16 protein-coding genes are annotated in these 16,775 nt (G+C 52.7%); 7 read left to right on the top strand and 9 right to left on the bottom strand.

All coding sequences use genetic code 11. From position 1 onward, the window contains the following. Positions 1-64: 64 nt before the first annotated feature. From ruvB to MKZ24_RS12200, 8 genes are all read right to left on the bottom strand, one after another. Positions 65-1,072 carry a Holliday junction branch migration DNA helicase RuvB gene (gene ruvB, locus MKZ24_RS12235; protein WP_039294462.1) on the bottom strand — a complete coding sequence of 336 codons (1,008 nt, stop codon included), beginning with the start codon at positions 1,070-1,072 and terminating at the stop codon, positions 65-67. A 26-nt stretch (positions 1,073-1,098) separates the two neighbouring features. Then, positions 1,099-1,722 (bottom strand): Holliday junction branch migration protein RuvA, encoded by a 624-nt coding sequence (gene ruvA, locus MKZ24_RS12230; protein ID WP_042238736.1) that lies wholly within the window; start codon positions 1,720-1,722, stop codon positions 1,099-1,101. Next, a complete protein-coding gene (ruvC, locus tag MKZ24_RS12225) occupies positions 1,719-2,222 on the bottom strand; it encodes a crossover junction endodeoxyribonuclease RuvC (protein ID WP_039294456.1) in 504 nt (167 codons plus the stop codon). The genes ruvA and ruvC overlap by 4 nt, the downstream gene beginning before the upstream one ends. 224 nt (positions 2,223-2,446) lie before the next feature. Further along, complete coding sequence (locus MKZ24_RS12220) at positions 2,447-3,142, bottom strand: BofC C-terminal domain-containing protein (RefSeq protein WP_052416682.1); 696 nt, start codon at positions 3,140-3,142, stop codon at positions 2,447-2,449. 153 nt (positions 3,143-3,295) lie between these two features. Continuing rightward, positions 3,296-3,439, bottom strand: coding sequence for a serpin family protein (locus MKZ24_RS12215; RefSeq protein WP_340783289.1), 144 nt, complete (start codon positions 3,437-3,439; stop codon positions 3,296-3,298). 23 nt (positions 3,440-3,462) lie between these two features. Then, positions 3,463-5,592, bottom strand: coding sequence for a CocE/NonD family hydrolase (locus MKZ24_RS12210; RefSeq protein ID WP_340783286.1), 2,130 nt, complete (start codon positions 5,590-5,592; stop codon positions 3,463-3,465). A 13-nt stretch (positions 5,593-5,605) separates the two neighbouring features. Beyond that, positions 5,606-6,772 carry a dipeptidase gene (locus MKZ24_RS12205; RefSeq protein ID WP_340783284.1) on the bottom strand — a complete coding sequence of 389 codons (1,167 nt, stop codon included), beginning with the start codon at positions 6,770-6,772 and terminating at the stop codon, positions 5,606-5,608. A 647-nt stretch (positions 6,773-7,419) separates the two neighbouring features. Further along, positions 7,420-8,388 (bottom strand): ornithine cyclodeaminase family protein, encoded by a 969-nt coding sequence (locus MKZ24_RS12200; RefSeq protein ID WP_340790148.1) that lies wholly within the window; start codon positions 8,386-8,388, stop codon positions 7,420-7,422. Between the two features lie 150 nt (positions 8,389-8,538). On the opposite strand from MKZ24_RS12200, the gene fabV reads away from it, so the two are divergent. The 4 genes from fabV to MKZ24_RS12180 all read left to right on the top strand — a co-directional run bounded on the left by fabV (position 8,539) and on the right by MKZ24_RS12180 (position 11,760). Further along, on the top strand, positions 8,539-9,729 hold the full coding sequence (fabV, locus tag MKZ24_RS12195) for an enoyl-ACP reductase FabV (protein ID WP_042238745.1): 1,191 nt from the start codon (positions 8,539-8,541) through the stop codon (positions 9,727-9,729). Positions 9,730-9,927: 198 nt separating this feature from the next. Further along, the gene (locus tag MKZ24_RS12190; RefSeq protein ID WP_042238746.1) at positions 9,928-10,518 is read left to right on the top strand and encodes a PadR family transcriptional regulator; all 591 of its coding nucleotides are present in this window, start codon (positions 9,928-9,930) and stop codon (positions 10,516-10,518) included. Further along, positions 10,511-11,287, top strand: coding sequence for an EFR1 family ferrodoxin (locus tag MKZ24_RS12185; protein WP_340783279.1), 777 nt, complete (start codon positions 10,511-10,513; stop codon positions 11,285-11,287). Before MKZ24_RS12190 ends, MKZ24_RS12185 begins: the two co-directional genes overlap by 8 nt. 14 nt (positions 11,288-11,301) lie before the next feature. Further along, positions 11,302-11,760, top strand: a complete 459-nt coding sequence (locus tag MKZ24_RS12180; protein ID WP_340783276.1) for a hypothetical protein — start codon at positions 11,302-11,304, stop codon at positions 11,758-11,760. Positions 11,761-11,880: 120 nt separating this feature from the next. On the opposite strand, the gene MKZ24_RS12175 is transcribed toward MKZ24_RS12180, so the two are convergent. Beyond that, positions 11,881-12,639 (bottom strand): SDR family oxidoreductase, encoded by a 759-nt coding sequence (locus tag MKZ24_RS12175; protein ID WP_340783274.1) that lies wholly within the window; start codon positions 12,637-12,639, stop codon positions 11,881-11,883. A 296-nt stretch (positions 12,640-12,935) separates the two neighbouring features. Here MKZ24_RS12175 and MKZ24_RS12170 point away from each other — a divergent pair, with 296 nt between their 5' ends. The 3 genes from MKZ24_RS12170 (at position 12,936) to yidC (ending at position 16,708) form a co-directional block, all read left to right on the top strand. Then, positions 12,936-14,069 carry a glycoside hydrolase family 88 protein gene (locus MKZ24_RS12170; protein ID WP_042238752.1) on the top strand — a complete coding sequence of 378 codons (1,134 nt, stop codon included), beginning with the start codon at positions 12,936-12,938 and terminating at the stop codon, positions 14,067-14,069. A 514-nt stretch (positions 14,070-14,583) separates the two neighbouring features. Then, the gene (locus MKZ24_RS12165) at positions 14,584-15,450 is read left to right on the top strand and encodes an AraC family transcriptional regulator (RefSeq protein WP_197072980.1); all 867 of its coding nucleotides are present in this window, start codon (positions 14,584-14,586) and stop codon (positions 15,448-15,450) included. 412 nt (positions 15,451-15,862) lie between these two features. After that, complete coding sequence (gene yidC, locus MKZ24_RS12160; RefSeq protein ID WP_340783269.1) at positions 15,863-16,708, top strand: membrane protein insertase YidC; 846 nt, start codon at positions 15,863-15,865, stop codon at positions 16,706-16,708. Positions 16,709-16,775: the final 67 nt, after the last annotated feature.

Genomic DNA, 16,775 nt, shown 5'->3' with positions numbered 1-16,775 from the left:
CTTTTATACAACAATTCGGGAATATAGCCGGGAACATACGAAAAATGTTGTATTATGGGCAGCATCAGTTCTGCTGCGGAGGGAGCGGGAGTCCCAGATGATGATAGGCGGCCGGGGTCACTATGCGCCCGCGCGGCGTGCGCTGCAGGAAACCGATCTGCAGCAGATAGGGTTCGTATACGTCCTCAATAGTCTGGCTCTCTTCTCCTATCGTAGCAGCGATGGTATCGAGCCCGACCGGTCCGCCGCGGAAGGAGCTGATCATCGACTGCAGCATCTTGTGGTCGATGCTGTCCAGTCCGCGCGGATCTACCTGAAGCATCTTCAGCGATTCAGCGGCAATCTCCGGCGTAATAATACCGTCGCCGCGGACCTGCGCATAATCGCGCACCCGCTTCAGGAGACGGTTGGCAATCCGCGGAGTCCCACGGGCCCGCAGGGCAATCTCTTCCGCAGCATCGCCCAGAATCTCGATGCTGAGCAGCTCGGCGTTACGGGCTACTATGAAGCTCAGCTCATCGATCGTGTAGTACTCCAGCCGGCTGACTACGCCGAAGCGGTCGCGCAGCGGAGCGGATAGCAGCCCCGCGCGTGTCGTCGCTCCAATGAGCGTGAAGGGCGGCAGGTCGAGCCGCACCGAGCGGGCGCTTGGACCTTTGCCGATCATAATATCCAGCGCGAAATCCTCCATCGCCGGATACATGACCTCTTCCACCGTGCGGTGCAGGCGGTGGATCTCGTCAATGAACAGCACATCGCCTTCCTGCAGGTTGGTCAGCAGCGCCGCCAGATCGCCGGGCCGCTCAATCGCCGGACCGGAAGTGGTCCGCAGATTCACACCCAGCTCATTGGCGATAATATTCGCCAGCGTTGTTTTGCCGAGACCCGGAGGCCCGTACAGCAAGACATGATCCAACGCTTCGCTGCGCATCTTGGCTGCTTCAATATATATTTTCAGGTTTTCTTTCACCTGGTTCTGGCCGATATATTCACCCAGATAACGAGGCCGCAGACTTAATTCAACCGCCTGCTCGTCCATCATCAGATTTGCTGATATAATCCGGTCATCCATTATTCCTCACTCCGTTCTTCAGGGACCTATTTGGCAATATACAACAGCCCCAACGCCTTCTTCATCAGCACGTCAACCGGTCCGGTATCCGTACCTTCCTGCTTCATCTTCAGCCACACGCGGTCCAGCTCTGCATCGGTATAACCCAGTGCCTTCAGGCCGTCACGAGCCTCTTCCCATGGAAGGGCCTCCACCTTAGCCTGGGCCTCAGCCGCCACTGCGAACAGCCCGGTCTGCAGGGCAGCTCCGCCGAAGCCGTCCAGCTTGTCCTTCAGATCCAGAATCATCCGCTGCGCCGTCTTCTTGCCGATGCCCGGCAGCTTCGTCAGGAAGGTGATGTTCTCCTGATAGATCGCCGAGATCAGCTGATCCGGCGTTCCGCCGGTCAGAATGCCCAGCGCCACACGCGGGCCGATGCCTGACACCTCGATCAGCTTGCGGAACAGCTTCTGCTCCTCACGGGTCGGGAATCCGAACAGCAGCGTCGCATCCTCACGGGTCTGATAATGAATGAAGATGGTCACCGGACCCTCCACCTTGGCAAAAGCATACGGATTCGGGCAGAAGACCCGGTATCCTACGCCTTGAACATCCAGTACTACATATTCTGACTCCAAATGTACAACCGGTCCTCTTAGGAAATCTATCATTTTCGCAATACCTCATTTAATTTGGAATTAAGACTCACGGAATGGGCGTGGCATACCGCCACCGCCAGTGCATCCGCCACATCATCGGGCTTCGGTACAGCCGACAGCTTAAGAAGCAGCTTGACCATCTCCTGAACCTGTTTCTTCTCCGCCTTGCCGTACCCTACTACTGCCTGCTTCACCATCATAGGGGTGTACTCCGCCACCGGCAGCCCGCGCTGCACGGCCGCCAGAATCAGCACTCCGCGCGCCTGCGCCACCGGCAGGGCCGTTGTCACATTGCGGCTGAAGAATAGCTTCTCTACCGCAACCGCATCCGGTTTATATTTGTCAATCAGCTGCACCATGCCTTCATAGACATGCAGCAGACGTTCTTCTTCCGGAGTATGTGCCTCAGTCTGGATGCAGCCGTACTGGACCGGAGTCAATTTGTTTCCAACCTTATCTACAAAACCAAAGCCGACAATCGCCAGACCCGGATCAATCCCTAAGATGCGCAAGATCCTTCTCTCTCCTCTATGCCAGGGTAGAATACCCCCTGCTGGTTCATCCATGAATCCGCCCTAAAGCGAACATATGTATTCCTTCTACCCATTATAGCAAAAAAAAATCCCCGGGGAGACAAAATCTTTGTCCAGGGGAAATTAAAATCAAGCGGCTATTTCAAACAAAAAAACCCGTGAGCCTCCTGCCCACGAGTCTTCAAACAGTTATGTCCTTCACTTCATTCCGCATGCATCACCTGTTCCGCCGAGTCCCGCGCATAGTCGCTGAAGGTAGACAGTACACTGTTGTACTCCTCCATGTCTTGTACCCGGATGCCCTGATGAAGCTGCTCCCAGATCCCCTCCGGTAAAGAGGATTTCATTGAGCCCATATCCAGCTGAAAGAAGGTCTTCATCACCTTTTCCGACGTCGGCGGTCCTTTGAACAGCGTCAGATTCCCCTGCTCATCCACTCCGAAGTAGGCCTCTTTTTTGGTGAGCGGCGACAGATCATTGACTCTCTGCTCCAGCCACAAGTCGCCTTCCCTGCTGAGCCAGCCGTTCCAATCGGAATGCTGTCCGATCATCATCTTCAGCTGGGCCGGTGTCTGCTTGCCGGGCAATGTCTGAACCTCTTCACCGGCTACATAAATTATCTTCAGGTGCACCGTTCTGCTGACCGCATCCCGGCTGACTGCTTCAAGCAGCTCTTTGCTGTCCATCACAGCAGCTTCATCTTCTGCTTCAATCCCTGTATGGTTATAAACGGCTGCCACAGCCGGAATACTGCTGCCGGGTTCCCGGTTCTGCTCCTCTGTTCCGCTTAATGTTCCAGGCAATGTCCAGGCCGTATGCTCCAACAGCAGACTGATCTCTTCCGGAACCTTCATGCCACGCCAGGCCAACAGCGTAAGCGCAATGCATGCAGCCCCCACCCAGGGAGCCTTTTTCCAACGTCTCCACCGCCGCCACAGTTGTTTTTTCAAGCGAAAAGCATTCACGTTAATCCCTTCATTCTGGTTTTTCCCTATTGTGACCTGTGAAGGGAGCATTTATGCGTATTTGCTTGAAATTCATTCCAAGCGGAATTAATCTGTGTCCAGCGGATTCTCAATGGCTCCGAGGAACAGGACCACCTGAGTCTGCACCTCCTTGATCATGAACAAAAACGCCCGGTTGACCGTCATTTGAAAAGGCGTATCAGCAGGAGCCCCAATTGGGAAAAGTTGCAAATTACCAGCTGATTAAGTCCCCTCTAATAGAAATTAGGAATCACCGGCAGCTTAATATGGCTCGGATACTCCTGGTTATGGTAGATCGTCTGCTGCACAATGACCGCTTCCGTATCTTCATACGGATTGTTTCCGGTGTTTGTGTTAGGAAAGGCCACGAATTTGCTGGAAGAAGTGACTGTGAAGCGGACCCGGTGTCCTGCGGCAAACGAGTGGGCAATGTTCTGCAGGAAAATATCATACCGCTCCACCTGGCCTGGCACCAGCAGCTGAGGCTGCTCCAGCCCATGCCGGTATTTCGCCCGCACGATGTAATTGGACAGGCGGATGGAATCGCCTTGTTCATTCACATCACTCAGCGTCACGACCCAGTCCGTATCCAGCCCCGAGCTTGCCGCATAGATGACCGCAGACAGCTCTCCGGCAATGGTCAGCCGCTCTGCCAGCGGCTCACTGGTATAGACGACAATGTCGCTGCGCAGCTCATGCTTCCGCATGTTCTCCGGCTCCCGCTCTCCGCTGTCGGCAACCGGGTCAGCCGGATTATAGATGTAAGTGTCTGCTGCTGAATGTTCCTCCGGCTCCATAACCAGCCGTCCATCGCCCAGGGATGAATTCGCCCGGCCGTCTCCACCCAGATAGAACGGAGTTACCTTTGCTTCTGCCGGTGTCCAGTCCTCCGAGGTTCTCCAGCGGTTCTCGCCCACCACATAATAGGAAGCCCGCGGCTCCTGGTCGATGCCGTTCGGAATATCCTTCAGGAACCGGTCGAACCAGCGCAGCACAGATATATCATAATCGTACACCACTGCATCATTGCCGAAGGATACGCCAAGCAGATCCCGCGCCCGGTTCGGTCCGTGCTCCCAGGCGCCGAGACGGATTTTGCGGCTCTTTACATCATGCTCCGTCAGCATCCGCCAGGTCTCCGATACCCCTGGACTGTCACCGTCATACCAGCCGGAGATCACATACATTGGAACCTTGACCTGATCCCCGCGCTCAGTGAAGGTGCAGTTTCTCCAGAAATCATCATACTCAGGATGCTGGCTCCACAGCTCCCACGGCCCGGAAGTGCAGCCGATCATCTGCTGCGGAATATCCCTGATCGGTCTGGCATCGACCGCCGCTTCAGGGTCCACTGTAATGCCGCCAAAAATATCAAAGTCCGTCCGCGTCCCCACCGACTGCGCAAGCGTCCAGGACAGCAGCGGCCAGGAGCAGAGCGTCCCGCCTTTGCGCGCGGTGTCCACGAACGGCGATCCTACATTAACCTCATCCACAACCGCCAGCAGGTTCGGGTGGCCGCTGGTAGCTGCTGCTACAACGACATAGCCGAGATAGGAGGCGCCCCACATCCCAACTTTGCCGTCAGACCATTCCTGGGCGATAATCCAGTCAATGGTATCGTAGCCGTCATCGCGTTCATTATAGAAGGGAATCAGCTCCCCTTCCGAGTCCGCACGGCCGCGTACATCCTGGGAGACCACGGCGTAGCCTTTGTTCGCCCAGCGCATGAAGATTTCTTTTTTACCATTCCGGTCGTAACAGGTTCGTACCAGAATAGTCGGCACCTTCGTTCCCGGCTCAAGCCCTTCAGGAAGAAACACATCCGTAGCCAGCTTCACGCCCTCCCGCATCGGCACTAGGTACGTACCCAGATCATTCACCCCGTATTCCGGCTGCGACAGCAGCGGTTCAGCATAGAGGGCGAGCGGGGTCAGCTCCTCATATCCTGCCTTAACGATCAGCTCAATGCCATAGCGGTTAGGGGTCAGAAAAGCGACTACCTCCCCGTCCAGCGTTACAATATCCAGCGCCGTGCCCCCGCGGTAAGCCCATACCTGTGAGGTCCGCATGATACCGGCAATCTCCGCCTGATAGGTAATATGCTTCTGATATTTGTCCCCGTTCCTCAGGATAACCTCGTCCCCGGCCCATTCCGCATCGGTGTACACATGAAGCTGCCCCGCGATCCGCGCCAGAGGAAGAACATATTTCGCGCCAGCATCCAGCACATTCTCCTGCATCTGTGTGCGTCTGCGGGTGTCAACCTTGGCATGCATAACCTCCTTGTCCGTGAAACGGATTGTTCCGCTATATATTCCCGAGCAATAGAAGTTGAAGCTTGTCTGCTGTAAGTACGTATTCATCAATATGAGTCCCCTATCCACAAATTTGTTCGAACACACGCAGCCAGTTGCCGCCCATAATCTTAGCGATCTCTTCATCGCTGTACCCGCGCGCCACCAGTCCCCGCGTGAAATTGCTGAAATAACTGTATTTCTCAAGCCCTGCTACGGTTTCCGTGGAGGGACCATCCCCTTTGACGAACCCCAGCTTAGGTGCAATCTGCTCCTTAAAAAAGACCAGTGACCACTCCAGGTCACTCATAGGCCAGTCCGTTCCGATGCCCACATGCTCTACGCCTACCAGCCTGATCACATATTCAATATGATCCAATACATGCTCAATCGTGGTATGGTCCGGATCTTCATGCACAAACCACGGCATCGCAAAAATACCAATCACCCCGCCGGTGGCAGCAATTGCACGGATCTCCTCGTCACTTTTGCAGCGCATATGCGGGTAGAGGGCTTCCACACCGGTATGCGAGGCGATAACCGGTGCTTTCGAGGCTGCACAGGCATCCAGGGTGGTCTGTCTGCCGCAATGTCCGGTATCGACGATAATTCCCAGCGCATTCAACCGCTCCACAAACCGCAGACCGTATTTGGACAGCCCGCCATTGCCCGGCTCCGCACAGCCGGAACCTATCAGATTCTGGTTGTTGTACGTTAACTGCAGAATCCTTAGACCAAAGCCATGCAGCGCGTCAAGCAGCTCCAGATTCTTCCCAAGCGCATCCGTTTCCTGTGCCGTTACAATACCGGCCTTCCTGCCCTCACGCTTAGCCCTGCGGATATCCTCTGCCGTCAGTGCCTTCACCAGCCAGTCCGCGGAATCGAACTGCAGCTGAACCTCGCCCATGCTGGTAATCATACTCTCTATATCATTCAGGTGCAGTTCGCGGTTGCCCGCCGTAATGCCTGACTTGTACCATTCCTCTTTGTACTCCGCAATCTCACCGCCGGCCGACAGCCGGGTAATGATCTGCGCCGGCAAGGCGCTGTAGACCATCGGTTCATCCTTGTACGGCTCGCACAACTCCTTCACCTTAAGCGAGACGCTCTCCGGGATAGCGCTTGGGGACAGCGGCCCCTGGAACAGCAGATCAATATTGATATTCTCCTCATGCAGGCGTTTCGCCCGCTCCTCCTGTTCAGCACTCAGTCCGAACTCATACCAGCCTTCCCGTTCCTGTAAGCTCACTTGATCCAGCCCCTCCTCTATTAACAATAGATATCAACTTGATATCTGTCCGTTATCGTTTTTGCAATGTTCATATATTCCATAGTTAATATATTGTCAGATTTAAACTAGATAGATTGAACTTGTATTTTTTCTATTCTGGGATTGCCGTAACTCCAAAGAATGTTTGGCCCTCCGGCCGCTGTTGTCTACAGATTTCTTGATTTGTACCGTTATTCGCGGTGGAAATCCGCAGACAAAGTCGGACGCTGTCGCTTGCTGAAAGTTCGCAGTGACCCGATTACTGTAAGCTTAACTGCACTTTGTACAACTAAACCGTATGATTTTCAACCGATTATTTGTTTAGTTGTATTCCGTGCAATTAAACTGACTTATTGTAGAAGGTTCCTCACCCATTCGGGCAGATTTAGTTGTACAGACTACAGTTATAAGCGGCAAGCAGCCCTTTTCGCTGTTTTTAATTGTACATTCTACAACTATCACTGAAGTTTCACTTGGAGCTGAATACATCCATTGCCACTTGCTGCATTATTGAATCAACTCACTTCTTTATTTCTGATGCTGGACTAGTTACTCTTAACGTTACTCCTAATATGACTTGTACACGCCGTGCTCTGCGGAGCCGGTCAGCGTCAGGTTCGGTCTGGTTACAATACAACTTCCACACCCTTATGCAGAGCAACCGCCTGTTTATAAATATAGAAGGCTGCGGCAAGATCCTGAACGGCAAGCCCTAGTCCCTTAAAAAGCGTAATTTCACTGCTGCTTCCCCTGCCCGGAACATGCCCCTTCAGCAGACCGCCAATTTCGCCAATGATATGGTCCGCAGTGATCGCCCCTTCGCTGAGCGGGATCAGATAATCCCCCGCTTCATGGACCGCCGACTCCAGCCGGTCCACATAGAGCCTCGCCCCGGCTACAAGCGCCGTGTCCAGCTCCCGTTCATGCGCCCTGCATGCGCCGATCGCATTGATATGCGCGCCTGGCTTCACCCAGGCGCCTTGCAGCACCGGCTCCCCCGCAGCCGTTGCCGTACAGATAATGTCCGCGTCCACCACCGCGTCCGCTACAGACAGCGCTGCCGTGATCTCTGCGTTCCACCGGCTGCTCATGGCATCGGCGAACGCCTGGGCCTTGCCCGGCGTTCGGCTCCAGACTTTGGCGCGCTTGATCCCGCGCACCTGCAGCATGGCCTCCAGATGGCTCCGGGCCTGCTCCCCGGTGCCAAGAACCGCCAGGGACTCCGCCTCTTCCCTGGCGAGCAGCTTCGTCGCTGCCGCACTGACCGCCGCCGTGCGGATGGCTGTAATCGACTGGCCGTCTACCATGGCCAGCGGCACGCCGTTGGCGGCGTCGAACAAAGACACCATCCCCTGATGCGACGGCAGGCCGCTCCCGTGATTGCCAGGGAATACACTGATGATCTTAGCACCAGCGACCCCTTCACGCCGCAGATACCCGGGCATCAGCCCCAGCACATTCCGCTCCTCCAGCGGCAGGACCTGGCGGAGACTCTGCACGGCCTCCCCCTCCGACAGGTCAGCGAGGACGGTCTCCATCACAGCGATGCAGGACTCCATGGTTAGAATCTCCGCAACTTCCTTCCCGTTTATCATCAGCACATTTAGAACCTCCCAGATTCTTGATAACGCATGTACATTCTTATCTTTTCAAAAAAAGATTCTAGCTTATCTTTCTATGCCATCATTTGCTATACTCTATATTAGCGAAAAAAGTTAAAAACTAAAACAAAGGGGATATCCTTGATGATTATTCAGCCAAAAACACGCGGCTTTATCTGCACGACTGCTCACCCGGAGGGATGTGCCGGACAAATACAGGAACAGATTGACTATGTACGGGCACAAAAGAAACTTACCGGCCCGGCCAACGTGCTGGTTATCGGCGCTTCTACCGGCTACGGACTGGCTTCCCGAATTGCGGCTGCATTTGGCGCAGGTGCCAATACCATCGGTGTATTCTTCGACAAAGCTGCTGAAGGTGCCCGCACAGCATCCGCAGGCTGGTACAATTCCGCTGCTTTTGAGCAGGAAGCGGCCAAGCAGGGGCTGAAATCGTTCAGCATCGTTGGCGATGCCTTCTCGGATGCCATTAAGACTAAGACCATCGACTTGATCAAGGCTGAACTCGGCACCGTTGACCTGGTTGTGTACAGCGTAGCTTCCCCGCGCCGCACCCATCCCGTTACAGGAGAAGTCTTCTCCTCGGTTATTAAGCCAGTGGGGGATGCTTATACGAACAAGACGATGAACTTCCACACCGGGGAAGTATCCACGGTTACTATTGAGCCGGCAACGGATGACGAAGTCCGCCAGACAATCGCTGTTATGGGTGGAGAAGATTGGGGCATGTGGATCAATCAGCTGCTGGAAGCAGGCGTGCTTGCAGTTGGTGCAACAACCGTGGCCTATTCCTATATCGGACCTAAGATCACCCACCCCATCTACCGGGACGGAACCATCGGCCAGGCGAAGAACCATCTGGAACAGACGGCGATCGCGCTGAACGAGCAGCTCTCTGCTACAGGCGGACGGGCCTACGTATCCGTGAACAAGGCTCTGGTTACCCAGTCCAGCTCCGCCATCCCTGTGGTGCCGCTGTATATTTCCGCACTCTATAGAGTAATGAAGGAAAAAGAACTGCACGAGAACTGCATTCAGCAGATGTACCGCCTGTTCGCAGACCACCTGTATAACGGCGGCGAAGCGGCAGCAGATGGCAGCCACCTGATCCGGATTGATGATTGGGAGATGCGCGAGGATGTGCAGATCGAGGTCATGAGACGCTGGAACGAGCTTGAAACGGATAATGTTCCTGAACTTGCAGACCTTAAGGGCTACCAGGATGACTTCTTCCATCTGTTCGGCTTCCGTACCGAAGGCGTGGATTACGAAGCAGAGACTGATCCTGCTGTCGCTATTCCCAATATGGTATAAGCGTTCCGTCTAATACATGAAGCCGTTCCCTCACCGGGAGCGGCTTTTTGGCGTGCAGATTCCAGGTTATCGCTCCAATTCGGGCATAAGCGCATAAGCTCCCCCAACAGTTCATTTCATTAAATAAGCTTTGACTTTATGTGATCCTTGCAGTATTTTATATCTAAAAGATATATCTTACAGATTGGATGCGTGCATATGGCTGCTAACAGGAGCAAGACAGGATATGTGTTACTGGGACTATTAAACGAAGAGAACTTAACGGGGTATGAGATCAAAAAGATTGTAGATACCCGGCTTTCCTTTTTTTGGAGTGAGAGCTTTGGCCAGATCTATCCGGAACTGAAGCGGCTGGCTGTGGGGGGCTTGATCGCTGTGTGTGAAGAACCTGTTTCTGCAGAGGGCAAGAACAGCAAACCAAGCATCAAGTATCAGATAACCGCATCCGGTAGGTACGAATTACAGGAATGGCTCAAGACACCGGTGGAAAAAGAAACCGTACGCTACGAGCTGCTGCTCAAGCTGTACTTCTCCAATTCCTCCTCTTCCGCCACCATGCTGGAGCATGTCCGGGAGTTTGAAATCAACCACCGGCGGCAGCAGCAGCTGTTCGACAAATTCGAGGCGCAGCTGAAGCAGAATCTGGATGTCCATAGTAATCACAGCCGCATTCTGATGGTCCTGTCCTTTGGCCAGAAGCTGTGGGAGTCTTATGCAGACTGGTGCGGGCAGACCATAGCTTTGCTGGAACAGGAAGTTTCAGAACAGGGGACTCCGCAGAATGAATAAGACCGTGGATTTGTATTACTTTTCAGGCACGGGCAATACGAAAGCTATCGTAGACTTCGTGGTCAGAACCCTTAAGACCTATAACATCCGCACCTCCCTGAATCTGATCGGCAGCGGATCTATGCCAAGCAGTCCGGTTAATGACCTGTGGCTGGCCTTCCCGGTCAATTCGCAGTCCGTATCCCCGTTCATCTGGAGATTCCTACGGCGGCTCCCGAAGAGCCAGGGAACCAATGTATATGTGATCGCTACGCTCAATAACTCAGCCCATATTCTGGAGCCGCTCTATACCCTGCTGAAGAATAAGGGCTATATCCCTGTCTCCGCCTGCGAGATCAGTATGCCTAACAATATGCTGGATGCCGTAGCCCATCCGGAGGATGATCAGGCCCGGCTGAGCGCGGCCTATCAGAAAGCTGAGACTTTTGTCCATCAGGCACTTGCCGGTGAATCCGCCTGGAAGTCAGAGTACCCGGGGTCGAAGGCCGTCTCCGTTCTTTCCAGAAAAACTGTGCTGCCCTGGATGTCAATGCGGCTGATGCTCAGATTGCGGACGGTCCCCTCCAAATGCATCAGTTGTGAATTATGCGTTCTGCAATGTCCCACCGGTAATATAGTAGTGGTCGATGATCTGCCTTACCACGGGTACAAATGTGATTTCTGTATGAAATGTGCGGCGAACTGTCCGCGGAACGCAATCGTAGTATCGGGCAAAGACAAACTTCATTTCCGCAATGCCAGAATGCATCAATCTACTTTGGAACTATAGGATGGAGAGTTCACATGGGTCTGCACATTAAAGGATTCATCATACCCTTATTAGTATTGCTGCCGAATCTGATCTTCATTTTCTTCCCGCCCCGGAATGCTCCTGATTCTTTGGCCTCTCCCCCCCTGATCTTCACGATCTTGGAGCGGGCAGGCCAGATCACTTGCTTCATGATGCCTATTGTCCTGGGCCGCAAGCTTGCAGAACAGCCCCTTGGCCTGTCTGCCGGACTGATGGCTGTCTGCCTGCTGATTTATTATATATGCTGGGCCCGCTTTTACTGGAATGAGAGAGAATTCACCGTGTTATTCACGCCTTGGCTTGGAATTCCTATTCCTATGGCCGTCTTTCCGGCAATCTACTTCATGCTGCTTGGATTCTGGCTTGAGTCCTGGCTGCTCCTGATCCCCGCTTTTCTGTTTGCCGTGGGTCATTTGGTGAACAGCTGGAAGGTTTATGCTCAGATCCGCTAGAAGCCCGCTGGTACCCGCTTCACAACATATCGATCCTGTCTTTCATAAAAAAACCGCCATTCCCATCAGGCTGAAGTTTTTGCAAACTTGCCCGGAGGATGGCGGTTTCTTGCAGATCTATTATGCTTCTGATACGGAAGCTGCAAGCCAGTCCGTTAACCGTGTCGGCGCAATTCGCGGATGGTTCCCGGCCGGAACAAGCGAGTGATCCTGCAGCTCTGTTCCGAAATAACGCGCCTCCGTATCGCCGACCACCTGACGCACATCCCCCTTAGCCTTCAGCGCTTGCCGGACGAATTCATCCAGAGGCAGCTTATCCGGTCCGGCCAGCTCGGCTATCCCTTTCACTGGGGCTTCAAGGGTATAATCAACCAGCGCAGCTGCTACATCCTCAGAGGCTATGGGCTGTACCCAGGCTGAAGGCAGGCGGACGACATCCCCTTCTGTAGCGGTATAGGCAATGCCCTCGGCGAAGTCGAAGAACTGAGTCGCACGCACGATGGTGTAAGGAATGGGGGAAGCCTGGATCAGCTCCTCCTGAGCCATTTTTCCGCGGAAATAACCGCTCTGCAGCAAGCCGTCAGTACCCACTACAGATAATGCCACATGATGCTTCACTCCTGCCTCAATTTCAGCTGCTAACAGATTGCGGGTCGTTGTCGCGAAGAATTCCAGCACAGCATCGTCTGCGAACGAAGGTGAATTTGCTACATCAACAACGGCATCAGCGCCTTTAAGCGCTTCTGCCAGACCCTCACCAGTCCTAGCATTGATGCCCAGAGAAGGGGATGCAGCCACAGTCTCATGACCCAGCCCCTGCAGCCGGCTCACCAATTGCTTTCCAATAAGTCCGCTCCCGCCAACCACTACAATTTTCATGTCTATTTCCTCCTGGTTTATAGCCTATATCCATAGGCCGGTATTTGGTAAACGCTTTGCAACAGACACAAACCGCCCTGCCACGGGCGCTCTGCCTCCGTCCTATTTTCTTTGCTGTACATCCTGTAGACAAACTGGGACGAAGTTCTGTGACAAACTCCACTCTCCCCGCGTAACAGGCTCCGGACCCCATTCTTTCTAAACCGCAATTCACCTATGAATTTGCGCAACAAACCAACATATCAGTAGGATTATAATGAACATAAGAACAATATAGCGATATTATGGAGGTTATTATGAACTGGAAAAATGCGATTGAGCACACGCTCTCAACCACCCGCCTTAACATCAAGCGCTTTGGTGACAGTTCTCCAATTGTCAGCCTGGGCGACGGCAAATATCATCTGACGGACCATACCAGCTGGACGGAAGGCTTCTGGTCCGGTATCCTGTGGCTGAGCTATGAATACAGCCAAGATCCTGAGATTCACGCCGCAGCCATCCGGACGGTTGAGTCCTTCAACAATCGCATGATTGCCGGGAAAGAGCTCGATCATCATGATATCGGCTTCCTATATTCACTGTCTGCCAAGGCACGCTGGATCACCGATAAGGATGAGGCTTCGCGTCTGCTGGCCTTGCAGGCAGCCGATGTACTGATGAAGCGCTGGCGCTCTGCCCCACAGCTCTTTCAGGCCTGGGGACCGGAAGGTGATGCAGACAACGGGGGCCGGATTATTATCGACTGCCTGATGAATCTTCCGCTGCTCTGCTGGGCCACCGAACAGACCGGAGATCCCAGCTACGCCGAGCATGCCCGGATTCACGCCGAGAAAAGCCGCCGCTTCCTGGTGAGGGGAGATGACTCCTCCTACCATACTTTTTATTTTGACCAGCAGACGGGAAATGCCCTGCGCGGAGGAACCGCACAAGGTTATCAGGACGGCTCCACCTGGACGCGGGGACAGGCTTGGGGGGTCTACGGTTTTGCCTTAGCATACCGCTATTTTAAAGAGCCTCATTATCTGGAAGTCTCCCGAAGAATGGCCCGCTATTTCCTGGAGCATCTTCCCGCCGACCATGTCGCGTATTGGGATTTCGATGCCCCGCAGGAGGAGTCCACTCCACGCGACAGTTCAGCTTCCGCCATCGTTGTATGCGGTCTTCTTGAGCTGCTGGAGCACCTGCCTGAGGAAGATCCGGACCGGGCATGGTTTGAAGAATCCATCAACAAGTCGATGGATTCCCTGCTGAACCGCTACTTTACCGCCGGCAGCCCGTCGGAAGAAGGCTTTCTGCGCCATGGCTCCTATTCAGTCAGAGGGAATTCATCTCCGGATGATTTCATGATCTGGGGGGATTACTTCTTCCTGGAGGCGCTGCTGCGTCTGCAGCAGGGTGTTCCGGGGTATTGGTACGAACGAGGATAGCAGGTACTGCATCTTCATTGACTAGATTCTGATCTACTGGTGCACAGCATCAACTGTGGCACCCGGTTGATACCCTTTATACCGGCAGGCTCTATTACAGAGTCCTGCCGGTTTTTGCTGCACGAAATACAACATTTTCCTCATCAAATCGTCCCATCATACAACAATTCTCCCGAACACCCAGGTATCTGGGAACCAAAGCTGTATTACTTACAACATTTTGGAATAGAGGATGGGATTTTCACAATTGCCCTGGTGTCAGAGCCATTGATCGGATCGGCTGGATGTTTGCTTTGTTGGTTCGTTCGTTGTTTAGTTAGTTGCATACTTGCTTGGTTCGTTTGTTGCTTGGTTGGTTCGTTGGTATTCGTTCGTTGCTTGGTTGGCGATTGTAGTCTTATAATTGTGGCCGAAGTCGCAGTTTTATTTTTAGCAGCCTTCTATTTATACTGAAGTTAGCAGTAATGGAATTAATAGCAGTGAACTATGGTTGATAAGGGAGCGTCGCATGAGCATGGACAGAAATAGGAACAATCATCCGACCCAGCGAATGGAACCCGGATTGTTTATGTACAAATATAAATATATTGACGGCGAATCCCTCTATTTTCATGCGCATAGGGGAATTGAAATCCTGTACATTTACAGCGGCTGTGGTGAGATTATGGTGGAGAATCAGACCTACCCTATTGAGGATCATACACTGGTCTTGTTTCAGCCTTATCAGCTGCACCGTGTAATGGTTCCTCCGGCAGAAGGCCGTTCCTATATCCGGACCAATCTGACCTTTGATCCTGGTTTCATGGACCATTATCTTTCCGCGTTTCCTATCCTGGGGCAATTCTTCCGGAACCTGTGGAGGGGCAGTCTGCGGCAGCCGGTATTCTATGGCATGAATGACACCCGGATTCCCGAGGTGCTGAAAGAGCTGCATCAGTGTACCGAGCACGCTGCTGCCGGACAGGAAGAGAACACAGGACTGCTCATCCTCCAGCTTATCCGGCTGTTTCATACCCGGCTGCCTGATGTCCTGTCCGAAGACAATCTCCTTCATTCACGCGGCAGCTCACATGTCCAGCGGATTACCGAATGGCTGGATGAACATTACAAGGAGCCCTTCAGCCTTGAGGCGCTGGCTGCCAGCCTGCATCTGTCTCCCTACCATATTTCGCATGTATTCAAACAATATGCCGGCATCACGCTGTCCGAATATCTGATGCAGCGGCGTGTCAGAGAAGCCTGTATCCTGCTCGCCAACACCAGCCAATCCATCGGAGAAATTGCGGTAGAAGTAGGCAATCTGTCCCCGTCTTATTTCAGCCAGATGTTCAAGAAGAATAAAGGAATCTCCCCGGAGAAATACAGGAACAGCATCCATTGAATCTATAACGCGGTGAACCGCTTTAAGGGGTTTTAAGCTAACAGGCAGGTTAATGAAACCTCACCGTTCTTCGAATCGTATAACCATTATTCAAATTTTCCCAATACGGCTCATACGGAGGTGAACTTGACTGGAGCATTTTTATGACTTGGTTCAATTGGCTTTCTCAATTGCTCTCATCTCTTCCTTAGTGTTAATTCCATTCGCCCATTTTTCTTTACAAGAGGTACACTGGGGTCATGAAACACTTGCTGCAGCCGGTTCAACCTGGTATGTGGCTGTCAGACTGTCTCAACCGAACAGCATTCAGAAGTGGATAGTTCGTACCGTCAGACGAAGAGAAGCACCTGATGATGAAGACCATAGTCCTTCCCCACATTGAATTCCATACTTTCAATTAGGGAGGACAACGATGAAAAAGATTATGTTGCTACAAAAATGGGCCAAGCCCATTCTCGTCATCTTGATTGGAGTTATTCCGGTCATTATGCTCAGCGGGTGTTCGGCAGCATCCCAATCCAACCCGATTAATGCCGGTTCACCAGGGATATTTAACCATTTTTTTATTTATCCATTTTCGCTCTTAATCAAATTCTTTGCGGATACCTTTCATGGAGACTACGGGTTAGCGATCGTGCTCATGACCTTCATCATCAGACTTGCGATCCTGCCGCTCATGATGAATCAAACCAAGAAACAAATAGTTATGAAAGAAAAGATGGCCGTCCTCCAGCCGGAATTAACTGCGCTTAAGGAGAAGTATAAGAACGACGTCGGTGCGGATGCCAAAAAACAAGAGCAAACCGAGATGATGCAGCTCTACCAGAAGCATCAATTCAATCCCTTAAACATGGGTTGTTTACCGATGCTTCTCCAATGGCCGATCACCCTCGCATTTTACTATGCCATTCGCCGTACCCCGGAGATTGCCGCTCATGATTTTCTGTGGTTTAACTTGGGGACAACAGATCTGATTTTGCCGCTGATTGCCGCTGCGGTGTATTACGTTCAGTTCCGCGTATCTCAATCCGTTTCAGCGCAGGTTCAGCAAAAGCAAAATAACCAAATGGCTTTTATCGGGTTGTTATCACCGGTCATGATAGGTGTATTTTCATTTCAGATGCCCGCCGCATTGCCGTTATATTGGGTGGTGGGCGGTATATTCATTATCGTGCAAACGATCATACTCAATAAAATGTACACAAAGCCAAATGTAGCGGGTAAAAACATACCCTCCGGTGTAGAAGACCAGTCATAGAACAATACTAAATACAAGGCATCTGAGGCGCAGCCTCGGATGCTCTTTTTTTACCTTGGTGGCTCGT

It is taken from the genome of Paenibacillus sp. FSL R7-0297 (assembly GCF_038009025.1).
Taxonomy (GTDB): domain Bacteria; phylum Bacillota; class Bacilli; order Paenibacillales; family Paenibacillaceae; genus Paenibacillus_AQ.
The sequence above is the reverse complement of the archived record's forward strand: the minus strand, read 5'-3'. Positions and strand labels throughout refer to the sequence as shown.

What these genes read in the sequence shown, in the direction of transcription:
- ruvB (WP_039294462.1), bottom strand. Translation starts at nt 1,072, where the DNA reads ATGGATGACCGGATTATATCAGCAAATCTGATGATGGACGAGCAGGCG.
- ruvA (WP_042238736.1), bottom strand. Translation starts at nt 1,722, where the DNA reads ATGATAGATTTCCTAAGAGGACCGGTTGTACATTTGGAGTCAGAATAT.
- MKZ24_RS12210 (WP_340783286.1), bottom strand. Translation starts at nt 5,592, where the DNA reads ATGAATACGTACTTACAGCAGACAAGCTTCAACTTCTATTGCTCGGGA.
- MKZ24_RS12200 (WP_340790148.1), bottom strand. Translation starts at nt 8,388, where the DNA reads ATGATAAACGGGAAGGAAGTTGCGGAGATTCTAACCATGGAGTCCTGC.
- fabV (WP_042238745.1), top strand. Translation starts at nt 8,539, where the DNA reads ATGATTATTCAGCCAAAAACACGCGGCTTTATCTGCACGACTGCTCAC.
- MKZ24_RS12190 (WP_042238746.1), top strand. Translation starts at nt 9,928, where the DNA reads ATGGCTGCTAACAGGAGCAAGACAGGATATGTGTTACTGGGACTATTA.
- MKZ24_RS12185 (WP_340783279.1), top strand. Translation starts at nt 10,511, where the DNA reads ATGAATAAGACCGTGGATTTGTATTACTTTTCAGGCACGGGCAATACG.
- MKZ24_RS12180 (WP_340783276.1), top strand. Translation starts at nt 11,302, where the DNA reads ATGGGTCTGCACATTAAAGGATTCATCATACCCTTATTAGTATTGCTG.
- MKZ24_RS12175 (WP_340783274.1), bottom strand. Translation starts at nt 12,639, where the DNA reads ATGAAAATTGTAGTGGTTGGCGGGAGCGGACTTATTGGAAAGCAATTG.
- MKZ24_RS12170 (WP_042238752.1), top strand. Translation starts at nt 12,936, where the DNA reads ATGAACTGGAAAAATGCGATTGAGCACACGCTCTCAACCACCCGCCTT.
- MKZ24_RS12165 (WP_197072980.1), top strand. Translation starts at nt 14,584, where the DNA reads ATGGACAGAAATAGGAACAATCATCCGACCCAGCGAATGGAACCCGGA.
- yidC (WP_340783269.1), top strand. Translation starts at nt 15,863, where the DNA reads ATGAAAAAGATTATGTTGCTACAAAAATGGGCCAAGCCCATTCTCGTC.